This is a genomic window from Streptomyces sp. NPDC056160, assembly GCF_042268205.1.
In the GTDB taxonomy this organism is placed as follows: domain Bacteria; phylum Actinomycetota; class Actinomycetes; order Streptomycetales; family Streptomycetaceae; genus Streptomyces.
The window spans coordinates 20639-38958 of the sequence record NZ_JBHJUW010000040.1 but is presented as its reverse complement, the minus strand read 5'-3'; the positions used below and the strand labels follow the sequence as shown (position 1 = coordinate 38958).

Genomic DNA, 18320 nt, shown 5'->3' with positions numbered 1-18320 from the left:
GCCCGGGCGCCGCGTAGTTGGCGATCCGGTCGGGAGGCAAGCTCCGCGCGGCACGGAGAGACTGTTCGGCGCGCAGAGCGCGGGGCCGCTTACGCGGCATCGGCCTTTCGGTAAGGGTGCATGAGCACCATCATGCCAGTGGCTTCGCCCCGGTCGCCGGCCCGAAAGCCGCCTCCGGTTTCAGCTCTCCCCCGGGGGCGGCTCCGGCGTTCCACTGATCGGCGTGCCCTGGTGGAAGTACATGCGCCAGCCCGTGTCCGTCAGGCGCCACAGAGAGCTTCGCCATGTGCGACGGCCCTGGTCGGTGGCGCGGTATGTCAGGTGGACCACTCCCGGTGCGAGGACGGCACCGGACATCTCGCTGACCTCGACCGGCGACTCGGGGCACACCGAGCCGCCGCTCGTCACCGTGAGGATCGACTCCGCGTCCCAGCGGCGGCCGGAGGCCCCGAATTCGGTGAACTCCGGGTCGAGCAGCTCCCGTACCCGGGGCGGGGAAGCACGCACCTCGGGATCGAGGAGCCGCATTTCTCCGCCGATGGCTGCCTGTACGGCCCGCTCGTGCTCATCCGTCATGGGGGAAACCTACGACGTCTCGGTGGTCGGCACACGGGGAGCCGGGCGGGTGAGTGCCACACGGGGCGGCGCCGACTCGGGGCGTGGCCGAAGAAGCGGGAGTCCTGAGTGCGGGCCGCGTCGCGCCGGGCGACCGGCGAGCCGGCGGGCGCCCGTCTGCCGGCCCCGGCCCCGGACCCGACGCCTGCGCGCGCATCGGGCGGCACCGGATCGCCGGGCAGGGCGGAGACACGCTGACCGGCCAGGCCGGGTCAGGCCGTCGTCGGCCGCCCCCGCCGGGCCGGGGGCTGCGGCCGGTCGTGCCCTTCCCCGCCGCAGGTCACAGTGCCGTGGCGGCGCGGACCAGCCCCGCCACCGCCGGCGAGCGGCTGTGCGGGGGCCAGGCGATGACCGTGGTGACGTGGGGAGCGTCGGGGACCGGTACGGCGGTGAGACCGTCACCGAGGCCGGTCCCTCCCGACTCCGGTACGACCGCGCACGCGCGGCCGAGGGCGATCAACTGGGTGAGCTGGGTGTGGTCGCGCACCAGCGGGCCGGGCCCGTCCGGACAGGTGCCGTCCGGGCGCGGCCAGCGCGGCAGGGGCAGGTCGGGAAGGCCGGTGACCTCGGCGAGCCGGAGGTGGGAGCGGGCGCCGAGAGGGTGGGCCGCCGGGAGGATCGCGACCTGGGCCTCGGTGTGCAGGTCCTCGGTGTCGAAGCCGGTCGTGTCGTCGAACGGCCGGTGCAGCAGGGCCACGTCGGCCCGGCCGTCGCTCAGTACCCGGGACTGCTCGCCCGGCCCGCACAGCAGGACGTCCACGGCGACGGCGCCGGGCTCGGCGGCGTAGGCGTCCAGGAGTTTCGCCAGGAGTTCGCCGGACGCGCCCGCCTTCGCGGCGAGGACCACGGCGGGACGGCCGGTCGCGGCCAGGGCCGCCCTGCGGGTGCGCCGCTCGGCGGCCTCGACGGCGTCCAGCGCCGCCCGCGCCTCCCGTAGCAGCACCGCCCCGGCCTCGGTCAGGGCTACGCCCCGGCTGCCGCGCTCCAAGAGGGCGACGCCCAGGCGCCGTTCGAGCCCGCCGATCGCGCGCGACAGCGGGGGCTGCGCGATCCCGAGTCGCTGCGCGGCCCGGCCGAAGTGCAGTTCCTCGGCGACCGTGACGAAGTACCGCAGCTCACGTGTCTCCACCACGCCAGCGTAACCGGGCAGGCCATGAGCGATACCCGGGCGGTATCGCCGCCCACCCGATCGGTCTTGGACGCCCCGCCGGGCGCGGGAGAAACATGGAGGCCATGAGCGAAACACGCAGCGAGACATACCGTGAGACACACAGCGAGACGGACAGCCGGACCGACGGCGGCCCCGACGTCGCGGACCGGCAGAAGGTCGTGTTGGTGACCGGGGCCAACAAGGGCATCGGATACGAGATCGCCGCGGGGCTCGGTGCCCTCGGCTGGTCCGTCGGGGTGGGTGCGCGCAACGAGGAGCGGCGCGAGAGTGCCGTGGAGAAACTGCGGGCCGCCGGGGTCGACGCGTTCGGCGTACCGCTGGACGTGACCGACGACGCGAGCGTGACCGCGGCGGCCCGGCTGGTCGAGGAGCGGGCCGGACGGCTCGACGCACTCGTCAACAACGCGGGGATCACGGGCGGGGGCCCGCAGGAGCCCACCACGGTCGACGTGGACCGGGTGCGGGCGGCCGTCGAGACCAACGTGATCGGTGTCATCCGCGTCACCAACGCGCTGCTGCCGCTGCTGCGCCGCTCGCCGTCGCCGCGGATCGTGAACGTCTCCAGCACGGTCGGTTCCCTCACGCGCCAGACCACGCCCGGCGCCGAGACGGGGCCGATCTCCGTCGCCTACGCGCCGTCGAAGACGTTCCTCAACGCCGTCACCGTGCAGTACGCCAAGGAACTGGCCGACACGAACGTCCTGGTGAACGCCGTCTGCCCCGGCTTCACGGCGACCGACCTCAACGGCTTCCGCGGAGTGCGCACCCCGCAGCAGGGGGCGGCCTCCGCGATCCGGCTGGCGACCGTGCCGGACGACGGCCCGACGGGCCGCTTCTTCGACGACGAGGGCGAGCTGCCCTGGTGAGGGGAGCGGCTCCCGGCAGTTCGTGTCCGGGGCCGCCACACCCCGGTCCAGGTAGCCACGCCCGCAAGCCGGCGGTGACCGTCCCCGGCGTCGCCCACGATCGGTCCGTGATGACCGACGCGGGCGGGCCGCGCGGGCCCGGTGTGCCCGGCGGCCGGGGCGCGGTCGCGCTTCGAGGAGGAACCACGCGAGAGCGGGGGCGGGCCGGGGCGCAGGTTGCTCGTGGCCGGCGGCGGACCCGCCTGCGAACTCACCTCCTCGTGCGGGACCTGCCCGTTCCTGTTCCCCGGTTGGCGACCGCCCGGCAGGCCAGGTCGCGGGCGGGCATGCGCGAGCGGCTCGTCGGCCCGCTCGCCGAACCGGACCGGTCGGTCACGCGCTGCCCGTGGCCGCACGTGCCGCGCGCCCACAGCGTTCCGCGAGGCGGGCGAACGCGGCGGTGAGCTGGGGTGGGCCGACGTGGTCGATCTCGGCGTCGAAGCGGCCGAGGGCGGCGGCCAGCCCGGTCCATGACCAGGAGCCGAGGACGAGGCGGCAGCGGTGGGGGCCGAGTGCCTCCACGACGGCGTCGGGGGCGAACGGGGCGACGGCGTGGGCCGGCAGGTGGAGGACGGCCTCGCCGCGGCACGGCCAGTCGGTCGTGGTGCCGTCCGTTCCGCGGAAACGGCCGGTGAGGAAGGCGGACGCGTCGTCGCCGGGCAGTGGTCTGGGTGTGAAGCGCGGCCCGTTGGGCGTGCGGATGGCGCTGATGCGGTCGGCGCGGAAGGTACGCCAGTCACACCGGTCCGGGTCCCAGGCGAGGAGATACCAGTGGCCGCGCCAGGTGAGGAGGCGATGCGGCTCGGCCCGCCGCCGCTGGGTGCCGTCACCGTCCGTGCCGTGGGTGCCCGCACCGGCCGGGCCGCGGTAGTCGAAGCGCAGTTCCTCCCGGGCCCGGATGATCTCGCTCAGGGCGAGCAGGAGGTGCGGTTCGGCCGTCGCGGGGGTGTGCGTGCCGGCGGGCCGCACCGCGGTGACCTGGAGTGCGTCGATACGGTGGCGCAGGCGCGGGGGCATGACCTGGCGCAGGGTCGCCAGGGCGCGGGTGGCGTCCTCGCCGATGGCCGGGTCGGCGGCCGCCGTGTGCAGAGCGAGGGCCAGGGCGACGGCCTGCCCGTCGTCGAAGAGCAGCGGGGGCAGTCGCGTGCCGGCGCTCAGCCGGTAGCCGCCCGCGGGGCCCTTGGCGGTGTGAATGGGGTAGCCCAGCTCGCGCAGACGGTCGATGTCGCGGCGCACGGTGCGCGCGGTGACACTGAGGCGTTCGGCGAGGTCGTCGCCCGACCAGTCGCGGTGCGTCTGCAGCAGCGAGAGCAGGGCCAGCAGCCGGGAGGACGTTTTCTGCATGACAGCATTGTGGAGCCAGTAGAGGACACATCCTGTCCGCTACCGGTGGAATGGTTCTCGCGTCGGGGCCGGAGCGACGGCTTTGGCCCAGGGCCGCGGCCACCCGGCCGCGCCCCGTCATCGATCGCGAGGAGAAGCGCCATGTCCGTCACGACCACCACCCACCTGAACTTCCGGGGCCAGGCGCGCGAGGCCCTGGCGTTCTACCGGTCCGTGTTCGGCGGCCGGTCCGTCGCCGTGACCTACAAGGACGCGGGTGCCGTACAGAACGAGGCCGAGGCGGACTGGGTGATGTGGGGCGAGGTGGCCGGGGACGGCGGGTTCCACGTCATGGCCTACGACGTGCCCTCCCAACTGCCCTGGGACCAGGGGCAGAACCCGTTCTTCGTCTCGGTGCGCGGGGACGACGCCGAGGAGATCCGCTCCCTGTGGGACAGGCTCGCCCAGGGTTCCGCCGTCGTGCGCCCGCTGGCGCAGGCCCCGTGGGCCCCGCTGTACGGGATGCTCACCGACCCCTTCGGCGTGACGTGGGTTCTGGACGTCACCGCGCCCTACAACGGCTGACCCTCCCCCGCCGGCACCGTCCCGGGCCGCACACGCACCGCCCACGGCCCGGGGCGGGCCCCTCATGCGAAAGTGACGATCACAGCATGCTCACGCGACAGCTCGACGGCCCGCACGCCGCAGCCGGAGCCGGGACCGGCGTGCCGCGGCGCAGGCGGTCGCCATGACCGTTCTCACCTCACGCGGACTCAACCGGGCCACCCTCGCCCGCCAGTACCTGCTCGAACGCAGCGCCGCGACGGTCACCGACACGGTGGCGCACCTGTGCGGCCTCCAGGCACAGGAACCGCAGGAGCCGTTCGTCGGACTGTGGTCGCGGATGCGGGAGTTCACCCCCGACCGGCTCGACGACGCGCTGACGCGACGGCAGGTCGTGCGCACCCACCTGATGCGGCGCACCCTCCACCTGGTCACCGCCGCGGACGCGCTCCACTGGCGCCCGCGCCACGACACGATGCTGCGCCGGCGGGTGCTGGGCACCTACCGCCGCGAGCTGGCGGGCATCGACCTGGACGAACTCACCGCCGCGGGGCTGGCCGTCATGGCCGACGGCCGGCCCCGAACGATGGTCGAACTCGTGTCCGCCCTGGAGGGCCGCGGGCCCCAGCCGCCCCGCCGCGTACTGGGCGAACTGCTCGTCGCCGCGCTGATCCCCATGGCTCAACTGCCGCCGCGCGGCCTGTGGAGGAGAACCGCGGGGGTCCGCAACCTGCCGCTGGCCATGTGGCTCGGCAGGAGCGGCACGAGCCTCGCGCCCCCTGCCGGGGACGACGCCGACGCCGTCGGGCGGGACCTGGTGCGCCGCTACCTCGCCGCCTACGGCCCCGCCGCCACCGCCGACATCCGCGCCTGGAGCGGGCTGGCCGGACTGCCCGGGGCGGTCAAGGCGCTGCGCGGGGAACTCGTCGGCTTCCGGGACGAACGCGGACGCGAACTGCTCGACCTGCCCGACGCCCCGCGGCCGGACGCCGACACCCCCGCGCCCGTACGCTTCCTGCCGGCCTTCGACAACGCGATCCTCGGCTACCACGACCGCAGCCGCATCATCGACGACGCACACCTCGGCCTCTCCGTGGCCGGCCGGCGCGTCGTACTCGTCGACGGACGGGTCGCGGCGACCTGGGTCACGGAGGGCGAACGCGTAGGGGTCACACCGCTGAGGACCCTGTCGGCCCAGGAGAAGAGGCTCGTTCGGCAGGAGGCCGGCCTGCTGGCGGAATTCCTCGGACGCCCTCCAGGGGACGGTCCTCAGCAGGGCGCGGGGAACAGCGGCGGGTTCAGGCGGGCGAACCCTTCCTGACGTTCGTAGGGGAAGTAGGGGTAGGGCGCCGGGCGGTGGCCGGCCGCGTCGAGCCTCGCCGTCTGCTCGGGGGTGAGGTTCCAGCCGACGGCGCCGAGGTTCTGGCGCAACTGCTCCTCGTTCCGGGCGCCGATGATGACCGAGGACACCGTCGGCCGCTGGAGCAGCCAGTTGAGGGCGATCTGCGGGACCGCCTTGCCCGTCTCCTCGGCGATCTCCTCCAGCGCGTCGGTCACCCGGTAGAGGTGCTCGTCGGTGACCGGCGGCCCGTAGTCGGCGGTGCGGTGCAGTCGGCTGCCGGGCGGCAGCGGCGCGCCGCGGCGGATCCTGCCGGTGAGGCGGCCCCAGCCGAGCGGGCTCCAGACGATCGCACCGAGGCCCTGGTCGAGGGCGAGCGGCATGAGTTCCCACTCGTAGTCACGGCCGAGGAGGGAGTAGTACACCTGGTGGGCGACATAGCGCGGGTATCCGTGTCTCTCGGCGGTCGCGAGGGACTTCATCACCTGCCAGCCGGAGAAGTTGGAGACGCCGACGTAGCGCACCTTTCCCGCCTGTACGAGGGTGTCGAGTGTGGACAGCACCTCTTCGAGCGGTGTTCCGGCGTCGAAGGCGTGGAGCTGGAACAGGTCGAGACGGTCGGTGCCCAGCCTGCGCAGGGCGTCTTCGCACGCGGTGATCAGCCGGGAGCGGGAGGAGCCCGCGTCGCCCGGCCGGTCCCCCATCGGCAGGCTGGTCTTGGTGGAGATGATCACCTGGTCGCGGCGGCCCTTGATCGCTTTGCCCAGCACCTCCTCGGAGGCGCCGGCGGAGTAGACGTCGGCGGTGTCGAACATCGTGATCCCGGCGTCCAGGCAGATGTCCACGAGGCGGCGTGCCTCCTGTGCGTCGGTCGTGCCCCACGCGCCGAAGAGCGGGCCCTGCCCGCCGAAGGTACCGGCGCCGAAGCTCAGCGCGGGGACCATGAGTCCGGATGCGCCCAGTCTTCTGTGTTCCATGTCTGACCCCTTCCACGGACAGCCCTCGCTAACGGGTCTATAGTTTCGTTAGCTGTCGACCAAGGTAGCAGGGTCGGCCGATTAATGGAACTGGAGTGCCGTTATGACGGATGAGGTCGAGCCGGGAACCGTACGGCCCGGAGGGCGCACGGCCCGGGTGCGCGAGGCGGTGCTGCGGGCCGCCGAGGACGCCCTGACCGAACAGGGCTTCGCCGGCCTGGACCTCGCCGACATCGCGCGCCGCGCCGGGGTGGGCAAGACGACCGTCTACCGCCGCTGGTCGACGGTCACGGGACTGCTGGCCGACCTGCTGCAGGACATGGCCGAGCAGTCCGTGCCGCGCACCGAGACCGGCTCCCTTCTCGGCGACCTGAAGGCCAACGCCCTCCTGGTGCAGCGCACCCTGACGGACCCGCGGCAAGGGGCGCTGTTCCAGGCACTGGTCGCCGCCGCCACCTGCGACGCCAGGACGGCCGCCGCCCTGCACCGCTTCTACGACGTCCGCGTCAGGGAATGGGCCCCCTGCGTCCAGCAGGCCGCCGCCCGGGGCGAGGTACCCGCGGACACCGATGCCCAGGAGGTGATCCGCGCCGTCTCCGCCCCCCTCTACTACCGGCTGCTGATCAGCGGCGGCCCCCTCGACGAGACCGCCGCCGTCCGGGCCGCCGAGGCCGCCGCGACCGCGGCACGCGCAGGCGCGTACACCCCGGACGGACGGCAGTCCGGGTGACCGGTCCGGCCCGGTCCGCGATGCGCGGCGCGGGGCCGCGAACCGTACGGGCTACGGCGCGGCCGGCCCCCACGTCGCGCTGGCACGTACGGGGTACGGCAGCCGGCCGTGTCACGCCCCCACGCGGACCAGCCCGCTCTCGTAGGCGAAGATCACGGCCTGCACCCGGTCCCGCAGGTCCAGCTTGGTCAGGGTCCGGCCCAGGTGGGTCTTGACCGTCGTCTCGCCCAGGTGGAGCCGCCCGGCGATCTCCTGGTTGCTCAGACCGCGCGCGACCAGCGTGAGCACCTCCCGCTCCCGCTCCGTCAGCAGGCCGAGCCGGCCGATGTGCGCGAGCGAGGGTTCCGGCAGCACGAAGCGTTCCACCAGGCGGCGGATCACCGAGGGCGCCATCACCACGTCGCCGCGCAGGACCGCGCGGACGGTCACCAGGATCTCCTCGCCCAGCGCGTCCTTCACCAGGAAGCCGGCGGCCCCGGCGCGCAGCGCTCCGTACGCGTACTCGTCGAGGTCGAACGTCGTCACCACCAGCACCTTGGGCGCGGCCGGGCCGGCCAGCAGCCGGCGCGTGGCGGTGAGGCCGTCCACGCCGGGCATGCGGACGTCCATCAGGACCAGGTCGGGGCGGAGTTGTGCGCTGCGTTCGAGCGCCGTCCGCCCGTCCGCCGCCTCGCCGACCACCGTCAGGTCGGGCTGGCTGTCGAGGACCATGCGCAGACCCATCCGGATCAGTTGCTGGTCGTCGCAGAGCAGGATCCGGGCCGGGGCGCTCACCGCGCCACCGCCGGGACCCGTGCCGCGACCGCCGCCGTCACCGGCAGGGGCCGCAGGGTCGCGGTCACGCGCCAGCCGCCCCCGGGCACGGCGCCGGCGTCGACGGTGCCGCCGTGGCGGGCGGCGCGCTCGCGCATGCCGGTGAGACCGCGCCCGCCGGCGGGCGGTGCGGGGCGCGCGGCGGCGGTGCGGCCGGGTGTGTTGTCGACGCGGACCCGGATCCACCGGTCCGGGCCCGGCACGCCGAGGTCCACGCGGACCCGTGCCCGCGCCCCCGGTGCGGCGTGCTTCGCCACGTTCGTCAGCGCCTCCTGCACGATGCGGTACGTCTCCTCGACCACCTCCTCGGGCAACTCCTGCCTCCCGCCGGTCAGCCGGAAGGTGGTCTCGGCGGGACAGCGGGCGGCCAGGGAAGCGAGGTCGTCCAGGGTGTGCGCCGGGGTCTCCTCGCCGCGCAGCACGTCGAGCAGGCGCCGCAGCTCACCGAGCGCGTCCCGGCCGGCGGCGCCGATCACCTCCAGCGCCCGGTCGGCGGCAGTGGGGTCCGCGGCCCGGGCCATCCGGGCGCCCTCCGCGTTGAGGACCATCACCGTGACTCCGTGCGCGAGGACGTCGTGGAGGTCCCGGGCGATACGGGCCCGTTCCTCGGCGACGGCGGCTCGGGCGAGCGCCGCCCGCGTCGACTCGGCGAGTTCGGCACGCCGGGCGAACTCGCCGAGACAGGCACGGCGGGCCCGGACGTACGCGCCGCACATCCAGGCCCCCGCCAGCCAGAACAGCACGGACAGCGGGGTGAACCAGACCGCGCGGTCGCGCGCCGCGGAGGCCGCGAGCCAGTCCGGCACCCACAGCACCATGCACGAGGCAGCGCACACCGTCAGCACGGCGGCCTCCCGGCGCAGCCCGCGCACCACCAGCGTGTAGAGGACCGCGGCCAGCGCGATGAGTCCGCGCCCCGGCTCCTGGTCCCAGACACGCCACAGGTACTGCGCCCAGAAGGCGGCCGTGACGACGGTGGCGGCCGCCACCGGCCGGCTGCGCCGCACCAGCAGGGGCGCGACGAAGGCGGCGTACACGACGGCCTGCACCCACACCGGCCGCCAGCCGGGCCGTTCGCCGATCACCGGCGGTACGGCGACGAGGACGACGAGGACGGCGTCGGTCAGCCAGGGGTGACGCAGCCGCCGGCGCGACAGGGACTCGATCAGACGAAGCACCGGTTCACGCTACGGCGGCAAAGGGCCGCCCGGCGTCGTTCCCCGGGCGTCACCCGGGTCCGCCCACAGGACTACGCGAACCGGCCCGAAGGACCATCCTGCCGGGCCCCGGACACGACGCGGGGCCACGCGGCGGTTGCCGAACATGGCCGCCGTGTCCCTCACCTTCCAGTTCCTCAGGCGCCCTCTCATGACCGGCGCGATGGCCCCCAGCTCACGTCGGCCGGCCCGGGCCATGACCCGGCACATCGGCCTGGACGAAGCCAGGCTCGTCGTCGAACTCGGCCCCGGTACCGAGGTGTTCACCGACGCCGTCCTCGAACTGCTGGCGCCGCGGGCCCGGCTCGTCGCCATCGAACTCAACCCCCTCCTGGCCGAGCGGCTCGCGGCCACCCGCCGGGACCCCCGGCTCACCGTGGTGCACGGTGCCGCCGCCGAACTCGCGGCGGCGGCGGACGGTCCGGTCGACGCAGTGGTCTCGGGGCTGCCGTGGACGGTGATGCCACCGGCCGGGCGGCGGCGCACCCTGGACGCCGTCGTGCGTGCCCTCGCTCCGGGCGGCCGGTTCACCACCTTCGCCTATCCGCACGCGGCCTGGACCCCGCCCGGCCGCAGGCTCGCCGCCGACCTCCGGGCGCGTTTCCGCACGGTGGAGCGTACTTCCGTGGTGTGGCCCAACGTGCCACCCGCCTTCGTGTACCGGGCGGTGTCGCCCAGGCGTTGATCAACCGCCCGCAAAGCCCTCGCACAAGCCCTGACGGCCTGTTACGTTCCGAGCGTCGCCGCGCGGTGGCGAGCGTTCCGACGACAGTGGGGGGAAGCCACATGAGACGAAACAGCCGTACCCGTTCCAGACGCGCGAGAGGGCTGCTCGCCGCGCTCGCGGTGTGCGCCGTCACGCTGGTCACCGGCGTACCGGCCGCACAGGCGGCCGAACCGGGCGAACCGTCCGACCTCACGGTCAGGCTGCCGACCGGCTCCTACTCGCGCATGCTGGTGGACCAGGCCCGCCGGCGGGTGTACGTGACCACGGGCGGGCTCACGGCGTCCGTCGGCGAAGTGCTGGTGTACGACTTCGACGGGCAGTTGCTCCAGACGGTCCGCACCGGCTCCACGGACGGCGCGAGTGCCATGATGCTCTCCGCGGACGGCGGCATCCTCTACGTGACCACGTCCAGTTACGTGCTGGTCTTCAACGCCGACACCTTCGCCTACGTGGGCGGCGGCTGGGTGAGCAACGACTTCTTCCGGGGACTGTGCCCCGGCGACATCGGGACCGCGGGCGGCCGGCTGTGGTTCACCAGGATGAGCAGCCAGTACCGGCCCAAGGACTGCGCCACCGAGCCGCAGGCGCTGCACAGCGGCGGCCTCCTGGGCGGGTCCCACGACCAGGCGGGCGACTCGCTGGTGGACGCGAAGTTCACCACCTCCCCGGGGATCCCCGACAAGATCGTCGAGGCCTACGCGACCTACGGCACGCCCAAGCTGGTCGTCGGTGTCTACGACGCCTCGACCGCCGCCGCCAGGCAGCTGGCCCTGCGGACGTACACCGCCTCCACCGATCCGGCGGCCTGGCCCAAGGACATCGCGGTCAGTCCCGACGGTGCCCTGACGGCGGTGGCGGCCGGCACGTCGGGCGTCAGGACACTGTCCACCGACGACCTCACCGACGCCGCGTCCGGTTACGGGCCGCTGCCCGCGGGCACCGACTCGACCGCGGTCGCCTTCAGCCCGGACGGCTCGCTCGTCGCCCGCGGTGGAGCGGTCGACGGCACCTCGGCCGACCTGCTGGTGCAGCAGGCCGATCCCACGCGGGGAGAGGCGGCGCGGGGGTACGCCTTCACGGACGCGGCGGCGGGCGGTGACCGGGTGGCCGAACGCGGTCTCGCCTTCAGCGCGGACGGTTCGCGGCTGTTCGCGATGACCACCGACGCCGCCGGGGACGCGTACTGGCTGCACATCATCTCCCACCCCGACGCGCGCTACCACTCCGCCTTCGACGGCCCACTGACCGTGCGGCCCGGCACCCCCTTCGCGGGCCAGGCGGTACGGGTCTCCGGCACCCTGCGCCGCAACGGTCCGGCGCCCGCCGACGCCGTGCGGGTGACCGCGGTACGCCATGACGCGGACGGCGACCACACGGTGCCGGCGGCGGCCGTCGGCCCGGACGGCGGCTTCACCCTGGAGGACGCTCCGGCCACCACCGGGAAGGCCACGTACACCGTCTCGTTCGCCGGTGACGCCGCGCACGATCCCGCCCCGGACGCCACGGTGACCGTGGACGTGGTCAAGGCGCCCACCGACCTGGTGATCGGGGCGCCCTCCGGGACGAGCACCTCGGGTGTCGTTCTGCACGGCACCCTGAGCACGGCCGGGGCGCCCCTGCCGGCCGGGACCGTCGTCGACGTCCAGCGGCTGACGAAGAAGGGTGCCGTCGACCTGCCGGCCGCCGCCGTCGGGCCCGACGGCGGCTTCACCGTGAACGACGTGCCGCCCGCCGCGGGCAGCACCCTCTACACGGTTTCCTACGCCGGTGACGCCCTGCACGAAGCCTCGGCCGACTGGGTGACGGTCCAGGTCACCGACTGAGCGGGCAGCCACGGGCACGTTGCGGCGGACACCGGGCCGGGCCTGTCCCGGTTCCGCCGCCACGCCGGCCGCCCCGCCCGGCTCGACGCGAACCGGGCGGGGCGGGCCTCAGGACCGTGTCTTGCGCGCGAAGAACCACCGGTTGCCCTCCAGCGCGTCGTTCGGTTCGGGGAGCGGGCCGCGCCCGTGGTGACGGGTGAAGTCGAAGGGGGTGTGCACCTCCGTGGACCAGCCCCTGCCCTCCAGCCGACCCGCGGAATCGGGCCGTGGTCCCGGGTCGAAGAGACGGAGCAGGTCGATGCCGATCTTCTGCCGCGTCGCCGTGTAGAGCGGGCTGTCGCGGTACTCCAGGAGGTCCTTCTCCAGCTTGGCCTCGAAGGCCAGGGAGCTTCCCCGGGTGCTCAGCAGGTCCACGGAGTCCATGAGGTACGTCTCGGCGGCGCTCGGCAGGTAGAACAGCAGCCCCTCGGCCAGCCAGGTGCTCGGCGCGGCCGGGTCGAAGCCGGCGCCGGTCAGCGCTGTGACCCAGTCGGCGCGCAGATCGACCGGTACCGTCACGCGCGTCGCCCTCGGGGTGGCCGGCAGGTCCGCGAGCACCTTGTGCTTGAACTCCAGCACGCCTTCCCTGTCGATCTCGTAGATCACGCAGCCGGGCGGCCAGTCCAGCCGGAAGGCGCGCGTGTCCAACCCCGCCCCGAACAGCACCACTTGGCGGGCGCCCGCGTGGACCGACCGGAGGAGGAAGTCGTCGAGGACCCTCGTGCGCAGACCGAAGTAGCGTGCGAAGCGCCCCCACAGCGGGTCCGCGTCCCCGTCCGGGACCTGCCGTATGCGCACCGGCCAGTTGGCGGACGCCGGGGCGGCGCGCACGAAGTGCTCCGCGTAGACGTCCTGGGCGAGGCTGTCGTCGCGGTGGGTCTCGATGGCCCGTGCGGCGGCGACCAGCAGGGCGGTCACGCCCACGCCTCCGTCCACGCCTTCCACGCCGGTGTTCCGCGGCTCCGTGCCGACCATGTTTCCTCCGTTGGCGAGAGTAGGGATCCTTCGGATCGATCGGCCGCTCCGCGGGGCTCCGCGCCCGGCTCAGCGGCTCGTGCCCTTGGGGATCAGGACGGGTTTGACCACGCGGCCCGCCTCGCAGTCGCGTTCGGCCTCGTTGATGCCGGCCAGCGGGTAGGTGCGGATCAGCTGGTCGAAGGGGAACCGTCCGGCCTGCCACAGTCCGATCAGCCGGGGGATCAGCAGTGCGGGGACCGCGTCGCCCTCGCAGATGTGCAGGATGCCGCGGCCCCGGTCCAGCGTCCCCGGTTCGAGGGACAGCGCGGTGTGCAGCCGTGCCACGAGGCCGAGGCGGCCGGTGGGGCGCAGCGCGCGGAGCGCGTCGTTGATCAGCTGGGGGGAGGCCGTGGTGTCCAGCGCGTACTGTGCGCCGCCGTCGGTCAGCCGCTGTACGCGCTCGGGCAGGCCGGCCGATGCGGCGTGCAGCGGGATCGCGCCGAACCGCTCGGCCAGGGCCAGGCGTTCGGGGTGGCGGTCGACGGCCACGGTCACCGCCCCGGCGGCGGTGGCCGCCATCACCGCGGCCAGGCCCACCGCTCCCGCCCCGTAGACCGCGAGGGTGTCGCCCGGACCGGTGCCGAAGGAGTTCAGGACCGCTCCGGCGCCGGTCAGGAAGCCGCAGCCGAGCGGCCCGAGCAGTTCGACGGGCAGGGCGGGGTCGACCCGGACGGCGTTGCGGGCCGGGACGAGCGCGTACCCGGCGAACGACGACTGGCCGAACCACCGGGGTGCCAGTGCTCCCCCGGCCGCGTCGGTGAACCGGGCCTTCTTCTCCTCGCGCCCGCCGAAGAGGTTGAGGGAGGCGAAGGAGTCGCAGTAGGCGGGGGCCGCGCCCCGGCAGTTGCGGCACTGACCGCAGGAGTCGAAGCCGAGGACGACATGGTCGCCGACGCTCAGTACGGTGACCGCGCGGCCGGTGCGCACCACGACACCGGCGCCTTCGTGGCCCAGGACCGCCGGCAGCGGGCTGCGGCCCGCCGAACGCCGGACCGCCAGATCGGTCCGGCACATCCCGCAGCCCGCGATCCTCACCAGGATCTCGCCGTCGGCCGGCTCTCCGTGCAGGATCACCTCCTCGGCCGTGAACCGGCCCTCGTACGTGCGCAGTACGGCCGCCTCGAACCTCATCCCCGGTCCTTTCGCGGGCGGTGCACGACGAACGGCCGGAGGTTCCCGTACAGGCCCCATGGGCCGCCCGCGACGCCGACACCGCTGTCCTTGGCGCCCGCGAAGGGCTGGGCGAGGGAGAGTTCGGCGTGGTGGTTGATCCAGGCGGTCCCGCACTCCAGCCGGTCGGCCACCGCCTCGGCACGGTCGAGGTCGGTCCCCCAGACCGATCCGCCGAGCCCGAAGCCGGTGCCGTTGGCCGCCTCGACGGCCTCGTCCACGCTGCGGTACGCCAGCACCGGCAGGACGGGGCCGAACTGCTCCTCGGTCACCACCGCACTGGTGGGCGGGGCGTCGGCGAGGATCGTGGGGGCGAAGAAGTAGCCCGGCCGGTCCAGCCGGTGGCCGCCCGCCACGGCGCGGGCGCCGTCCGCCAGGGCCTGTGCGGTGCAGCGTTCGACGCGGGCCAGCTGGGGTGCGTTGTTGACCGGTCCCAGCCGCGAGTCCGGGTCGAGGCCGGGGCCGACGACGACGGTCCTGGCGCGCTGGGCGAGGGCTTCGGCCACCTCCGCGCAGAGCCGGGCCGGGGCGTAGACGCGTTTGACCGCCATGCAGACCTGCCCGCAGTTGCGGAAGGCGGCCCAGAACAGCCGGTCCGCGATCCGCTCCACCTCCACGTCCTCCAGCAGGATCGCCGCGTCGTTGCCGCCCAGTTCCAGGGTGACCCGGGCGAGCGAGGCCGCCGCACCCTCGGCGACGGCCCGCCCGGTGGCGACCGAACCGGTGAAGGTGACGTGGCGCACGCCCGGGTGGGACGCGAGGCGGGCGCCCAGCGGTTCACGACCGGTGATGACGGTCAGTACGTTCTCGGGCAGGGCGGCGGCGAGGACGGAGCCCAGCAGCCGGGTGGCCAGGGGCGTGAACGGGGAGGGCTTGAGCACCATCGTGTTGCCCGCGGCGAGCGCGGGGGCGAACTTCGCCGCGGCGAGCTGGAGCGGGAAGTTCCACGGCACGATCGCGGCGACGGGCCCGAGCGGGCGCCAGCGGATCTCGCTGTGCACGGGCCGGCCGTCGGCGATCGACTGCGGTACGGGGGTCAGTTCGGCGAAGTAGCGCAGCCGGGCCGCCGTACGGTCGATCTCCGCGAACGACTCGGCCAGGGGCTTTCCCTGTTCCCGGGTGAGCAGGCGGGCGAGGGCGTCGCCGGCCGCTTGCACGGCGTCGGCCGCGGCGTGCAGCGCGAAGGTACGGGCCACGGGGTCGGCACGCCAGTCCAGCCAGGCCCGGTGAGCCCGGCCGACGACGGCGTCCAACTCGTCCGGCCGCTGGTCGGGGACGTCGTCGAAGGCCTCGCCGGTGGCCGGGTCGACGACGGCGAAGCGCTCGCCGCGGTGTCCGGGAAGGCGGTCGGGTCGTGAGGTCGCCATGCCGGCGCTCAGCCGGCGGCGGCGACGGCCGCCGCGTGCTCCCGGGCCTGCCGGTCCATCTCCGCCCGGAAGGCGGCCACCAGGTGCGGCTGGATCCTTCCGGCGTTGCGGTCGCCGCCCTCGCAGACCGCTCCGCGCACCCCCACGATGTCCGTGCCGATGCGGGTCAGCGGGCCGAGGTCTCCCTGCTTGACACTGCCCGCGAGGGCGGCGAGCAGACCGGCGTCGTGGGCCAGCCGGACGAACTCGGCGCAGACGTCCGGCGGGACGTGGTCGAACAGCCGGCTCCCGTCCTTGATCGCGGTGTCCAGCATGGCCGCGTCGGCGCCGGAGCGCCGTGCGATGTCGGGCAGGGCGAGCGGGTTGACGCAGCCGATCCGGTGGGCGTCGGCGTAACCCGAGGCGACGACGAGTGCGTCGGGCCGGTGGTCCTTCACCGCCCGCACCACCGCGCGCATGACCTCCACGCCCTGCTCGGGCGTGGTGCATCCGTAGAGGCCGACCTTGATGTACGTGGCGCCCGAGACGACCGCGCCGAGCGCCGCCTGGGCCACCGTGCCGGGCTTGTACGGTACGTCGCCGACGGTGGCGGAGACCGGTTTGTCCGCCGGGACGGCGTCGCGGATCTCTCTGATGACCCACGGGAAGTTGGCGCCGAGCGAGCCCTCGTCGGGCTTCTTGACGTCGACGATGTCGAGGTGTTCCGCCGCCTTCGCGCAGTCGAGGGCTTCCTCGACGCCGTCCGGGGAGACGAGAAGCAACACGGTGGGCTCCTTCCGCCGCAGGCCCGCCCGCCCTTGGGGCAGGGGGTGCGGATACGCGGGGTTCACGTGCGGTGTGCTCATCATTTCCGGCGCTCGTGGGCGCCGGTAGGGCGTGCGGAGTCCCCGCGGGGCGCTCCGGCCCGCCCGCGGTGCGCCGCGCGCACCGGCCGGAACCAGCCATGCGGGTCGGAGCGGCAACCTACCGAGAGATGCGCGTCGCGGCCGGCCCGGGCCGGCAGGACCTGCCGCTCCTCGCCCTGGGGGGGCGGGGTCGGCGTCGAGGCGGTCGGTGGCGTCCAGCAGGTCGCGCATCTGGTCCAGGCTGAAGCCGAGCGGCTTCATGCGGCGGATCACCATGAGGCGGGCGACGCCGGTCTCGGTGCAGAGGCGGAAGCCGCCCTGGGAGCGGGCCGAGGGGATGACGAGTCCGGTCTCCTCGGAGTGGCGGATCGTGCGCAGGGACAGGGGGCTCGGGGCAGCCCGGCGTGGGCGCGGTGCGGGTCCGGACGGTGCCGCGCGTCCCGCCCTCGCGCGCGTCGAGATCGGCGCGGTGTGCGCCCCCGGCTCCTCGCCCCGCGCCCGCCTCGACCCCGGGCGCTCTCCGCCCTCCCCGGCCCCCACCTGCTCCGTCTTCCCGTTCCGCCGTCCGTCGGCCTCCTTTCGCCGGCGACCCTTGACCGTCCGTCCGGCGGCGGTGTAGACATGCCGCCACCGGATGTTTACGTAAACATGTCGCCTGTCCGGCGGCCTCATCGACCGCTCCCCCGGCCCGGGACGCGTGCGTGAACTCCGGCTCCACTTGGGCGAAGCACGAGCGAGGGACGCGAGATGACCACGCTGCAAGCGCCGGCGACCGCAGGGGTCCGCCCGGCCGGACCACCCCTACGGCGGGCGCGCCGCGCCTGGACGGGATGGGGATTCATCGGCCCCTTCGTGCTGGTCTTCGCACTGGTCTTCCTGGCGCCCCTGGGTTACTCCCTCTACCTGAGCCTCTTCCGGACCCGACTCATCGGCGGCACCCGTTTCGTGGGGCTCGACAACTACCGGCAGGCCCTCCAGGACGGCCAGTTCTGGGAGGGCGTCGCCCGCGTCGGCCTGTTCCTGCTCGTCCAGGTGCCGATCATGCTGGGTATCGCCCTGTTCGTCGCGCTCGCCATCGACAGCGGCCGCCTCTACGGCAAGGACTTCTTCCGGATATCGGTGTTCCTGCCGTACGCCGTGCCCTCCGTCGTCGCGACCCTGATGTGGGGCTTCATGTACGGGCCGCGTTTCGGCCTGGTCGGTGACATCGGCGACGCGCTCGGCACGCACCTGCCCGACCCGCTCTCCTCCGGCCTGGTCCTGGCGTCGATCGGCAACATCGTCACCTGGGAGTTCGTGGGCTACAACATGCTCATCTTCTACTCCGCGCTGCGGGTGATCCCGCACTCGCTGTACGAAGCAGCCGAGATCGACGGCGCCGGTCAGTGGCGGGTCATCGCGGCGATCAAGCTCCCGGCGATCCGCGGCGCCCTGGTCATCGCCACGATCTTCTCGATCATCGGCAGCTTCCAGCTCTTCAACGAGCCCGCCATCCTCCAGAAGCTCGCACCCAACGCGATCACCACCGACTACACCCCCAACTACTACACGTACTCGCTGTCCTTCTCGGGCCAGCAGCACAACTACTCGGCGACGGTCGCCATCGTCATGGGCGTGCTCACCATGATCGTCGCCTACGTCGTCCAGCTGCGCGGCATGCGCAAGGGAGCGTGAGCCC

General features: G+C 73.9%; 17 protein-coding genes and 1 pseudogene. 7 read left to right on the top strand and 11 right to left on the bottom strand.

Annotation, left to right across the window (positions count from 1 at the left end):
- Positions 1–180: 180 nt before the first annotated feature.
- The gene (locus ACFC02_RS17190) at positions 181–576 is read right to left on the bottom strand and encodes a DUF4440 domain-containing protein (RefSeq protein WP_376357325.1); all 396 of its coding nucleotides are present in this window, start codon (positions 574–576) and stop codon (positions 181–183) included.
- A 319-nt stretch (positions 577–895) separates the two neighbouring features.
- Positions 896–1744 (bottom strand): LysR family transcriptional regulator, encoded by an 849-nt coding sequence (locus ACFC02_RS17185; RefSeq protein ID WP_376357323.1) that lies wholly within the window; start codon positions 1742–1744, stop codon positions 896–898.
- 104 nt (positions 1745–1848) lie between these two features.
- On the opposite strand from ACFC02_RS17185, the gene ACFC02_RS17180 reads away from it, so the two are divergent.
- Entirely contained in the window at positions 1849–2652 is an 804-nt protein-coding gene (locus ACFC02_RS17180; RefSeq protein WP_376357321.1) for an SDR family oxidoreductase, read from the top strand.
- 372 nt (positions 2653–3024) lie between these two features.
- Here the strand turns inward: ACFC02_RS17180 and ACFC02_RS17175 are convergent, their stop codons facing one another.
- Positions 3025–4035: a helix-turn-helix transcriptional regulator gene (locus tag ACFC02_RS17175; RefSeq protein WP_376357319.1), complete on the bottom strand. Its 1011-nt coding sequence runs from the start codon at positions 4033–4035 to the stop codon at positions 3025–3027.
- Between the two features lie 141 nt (positions 4036–4176).
- Between ACFC02_RS17175 and ACFC02_RS17170 the strand changes: the two genes are divergently transcribed.
- The gene (locus ACFC02_RS17170; RefSeq protein WP_376357317.1) at positions 4177–4599 is read left to right on the top strand and encodes a VOC family protein; all 423 of its coding nucleotides are present in this window, start codon (positions 4177–4179) and stop codon (positions 4597–4599) included.
- Positions 4600–4762: 163 nt separating this feature from the next.
- Complete coding sequence (locus tag ACFC02_RS17165; protein ID WP_376357315.1) at positions 4763–5899, top strand: winged helix DNA-binding domain-containing protein; 1137 nt, start codon at positions 4763–4765, stop codon at positions 5897–5899.
- Here ACFC02_RS17165 and ACFC02_RS17160 read toward each other — a convergent pair.
- Entirely contained in the window at positions 5848–6894 is a 1047-nt protein-coding gene (locus tag ACFC02_RS17160) for an aldo/keto reductase (RefSeq protein WP_376357313.1), read from the bottom strand. The genes ACFC02_RS17165 and ACFC02_RS17160 overlap by 52 nt on opposite strands.
- Positions 6895–6997: 103 nt before the next feature.
- Here ACFC02_RS17160 and ACFC02_RS17155 point away from each other — a divergent pair, with 103 nt between their 5' ends.
- Positions 6998–7624, top strand: a complete 627-nt coding sequence (locus ACFC02_RS17155) for a TetR/AcrR family transcriptional regulator (RefSeq protein WP_376357311.1) — start codon at positions 6998–7000, stop codon at positions 7622–7624.
- Between the two features lie 111 nt (positions 7625–7735).
- Here the strand turns inward: ACFC02_RS17155 and ACFC02_RS17150 are convergent, their stop codons facing one another.
- Both ACFC02_RS17150 and ACFC02_RS17145 read right to left on the bottom strand, forming a co-directional pair.
- On the bottom strand, positions 7736–8398 hold the full coding sequence (locus ACFC02_RS17150) for a response regulator (RefSeq protein WP_376357309.1): 663 nt from the start codon (positions 8396–8398) through the stop codon (positions 7736–7738).
- Positions 8395–9615 (bottom strand): sensor histidine kinase, encoded by a 1221-nt coding sequence (locus tag ACFC02_RS17145; protein ID WP_376357307.1) that lies wholly within the window; start codon positions 9613–9615, stop codon positions 8395–8397. Before ACFC02_RS17145 ends, ACFC02_RS17150 begins: the two co-directional genes overlap by 4 nt.
- A 145-nt stretch (positions 9616–9760) precedes the next feature.
- Here ACFC02_RS17145 and ACFC02_RS17140 point away from each other — a divergent pair, with 145 nt between their 5' ends.
- Together ACFC02_RS17140 and ACFC02_RS17135 are read left to right on the top strand one after the other, a co-directional pair.
- Positions 9761–10339: a class I SAM-dependent methyltransferase gene (locus tag ACFC02_RS17140; protein WP_376357305.1), complete on the top strand. Its 579-nt coding sequence runs from the start codon at positions 9761–9763 to the stop codon at positions 10337–10339.
- Positions 10340–10440: 101 nt separating this feature from the next.
- Positions 10441–12204, top strand: coding sequence for an Ig-like domain repeat protein (locus ACFC02_RS17135; protein WP_376357303.1), 1764 nt, complete (start codon positions 10441–10443; stop codon positions 12202–12204).
- A gap of 108 nt (positions 12205–12312) precedes the next feature.
- Here ACFC02_RS17135 and ACFC02_RS17130 read toward each other — a convergent pair whose 3' ends face one another.
- The 5 genes and pseudogenes from ACFC02_RS17130 to ACFC02_RS17110 all read right to left on the bottom strand — a co-directional run.
- Positions 12313–13218, bottom strand: a complete 906-nt coding sequence (locus ACFC02_RS17130; RefSeq protein ID WP_376357301.1) for a class I SAM-dependent methyltransferase — start codon at positions 13216–13218, stop codon at positions 12313–12315.
- Between the two features lie 69 nt (positions 13219–13287).
- On the bottom strand, positions 13288–14391 hold the full coding sequence (locus ACFC02_RS17125) for an NAD(P)-dependent alcohol dehydrogenase (protein WP_376357299.1): 1104 nt from the start codon (positions 14389–14391) through the stop codon (positions 13288–13290).
- Entirely contained in the window at positions 14388–15797 is a 1410-nt protein-coding gene (locus ACFC02_RS17120) for an aldehyde dehydrogenase family protein (protein WP_376357297.1), read from the bottom strand. Before ACFC02_RS17120 ends, ACFC02_RS17125 begins: the two co-directional genes overlap by 4 nt.
- 8 nt (positions 15798–15805) lie before the next feature.
- Positions 15806–16561 carry a (5-formylfuran-3-yl)methyl phosphate synthase gene (locus tag ACFC02_RS17115; protein WP_376357367.1) on the bottom strand — a complete coding sequence of 252 codons (756 nt, stop codon included), beginning with the start codon at positions 16559–16561 and terminating at the stop codon, positions 15806–15808.
- Between the two features lie 270 nt (positions 16562–16831).
- Positions 16832–17026, bottom strand: a pseudogene (locus ACFC02_RS17110) (MerR family transcriptional regulator); the annotation flags it as partial.
- Between the two features lie 363 nt (positions 17027–17389).
- Between ACFC02_RS17110 and ACFC02_RS17105 the strand changes: the two are divergent.
- On the top strand, positions 17390–18316 hold the full coding sequence (locus tag ACFC02_RS17105) for a carbohydrate ABC transporter permease (RefSeq protein WP_376357295.1): 927 nt from the start codon (positions 17390–17392) through the stop codon (positions 18314–18316).
- Positions 18317–18320 lie beyond the last annotated feature (4 nt).

Excerpts from the sequence above, each read along its gene's own strand:
- ACFC02_RS17190 (WP_376357325.1), bottom strand. The coding sequence starts at position 576 with ATGACGGATGAGCACGAGCGGGCCGTACAGGCAGCCATCGGCGGAGAA.
- ACFC02_RS17180 (WP_376357321.1), top strand. The coding sequence starts at position 1,849 with ATGAGCGAAACACGCAGCGAGACATACCGTGAGACACACAGCGAGACG.
- ACFC02_RS17175 (WP_376357319.1), bottom strand. The coding sequence starts at position 4,035 with ATGCAGAAAACGTCCTCCCGGCTGCTGGCCCTGCTCTCGCTGCTGCAG.
- ACFC02_RS17170 (WP_376357317.1), top strand. The coding sequence starts at position 4,177 with ATGTCCGTCACGACCACCACCCACCTGAACTTCCGGGGCCAGGCGCGC.
- ACFC02_RS17165 (WP_376357315.1), top strand. The coding sequence starts at position 4,763 with ATGACCGTTCTCACCTCACGCGGACTCAACCGGGCCACCCTCGCCCGC.
- ACFC02_RS17160 (WP_376357313.1), bottom strand. The coding sequence starts at position 6,894 with ATGGAACACAGAAGACTGGGCGCATCCGGACTCATGGTCCCCGCGCTG.
- ACFC02_RS17155 (WP_376357311.1), top strand. The coding sequence starts at position 6,998 with ATGACGGATGAGGTCGAGCCGGGAACCGTACGGCCCGGAGGGCGCACG.
- ACFC02_RS17140 (WP_376357305.1), top strand. The coding sequence starts at position 9,761 with ATGGCCGCCGTGTCCCTCACCTTCCAGTTCCTCAGGCGCCCTCTCATG.
- ACFC02_RS17135 (WP_376357303.1), top strand. The coding sequence starts at position 10,441 with ATGAGACGAAACAGCCGTACCCGTTCCAGACGCGCGAGAGGGCTGCTC.
- ACFC02_RS17130 (WP_376357301.1), bottom strand. The coding sequence starts at position 13,218 with ATGGTCGGCACGGAGCCGCGGAACACCGGCGTGGAAGGCGTGGACGGA.
- ACFC02_RS17125 (WP_376357299.1), bottom strand. The coding sequence starts at position 14,391 with ATGAGGTTCGAGGCGGCCGTACTGCGCACGTACGAGGGCCGGTTCACG.
- ACFC02_RS17120 (WP_376357297.1), bottom strand. The coding sequence starts at position 15,797 with ATGGCGACCTCACGACCCGACCGCCTTCCCGGACACCGCGGCGAGCGC.
- ACFC02_RS17105 (WP_376357295.1), top strand. The coding sequence starts at position 17,390 with ATGACCACGCTGCAAGCGCCGGCGACCGCAGGGGTCCGCCCGGCCGGA.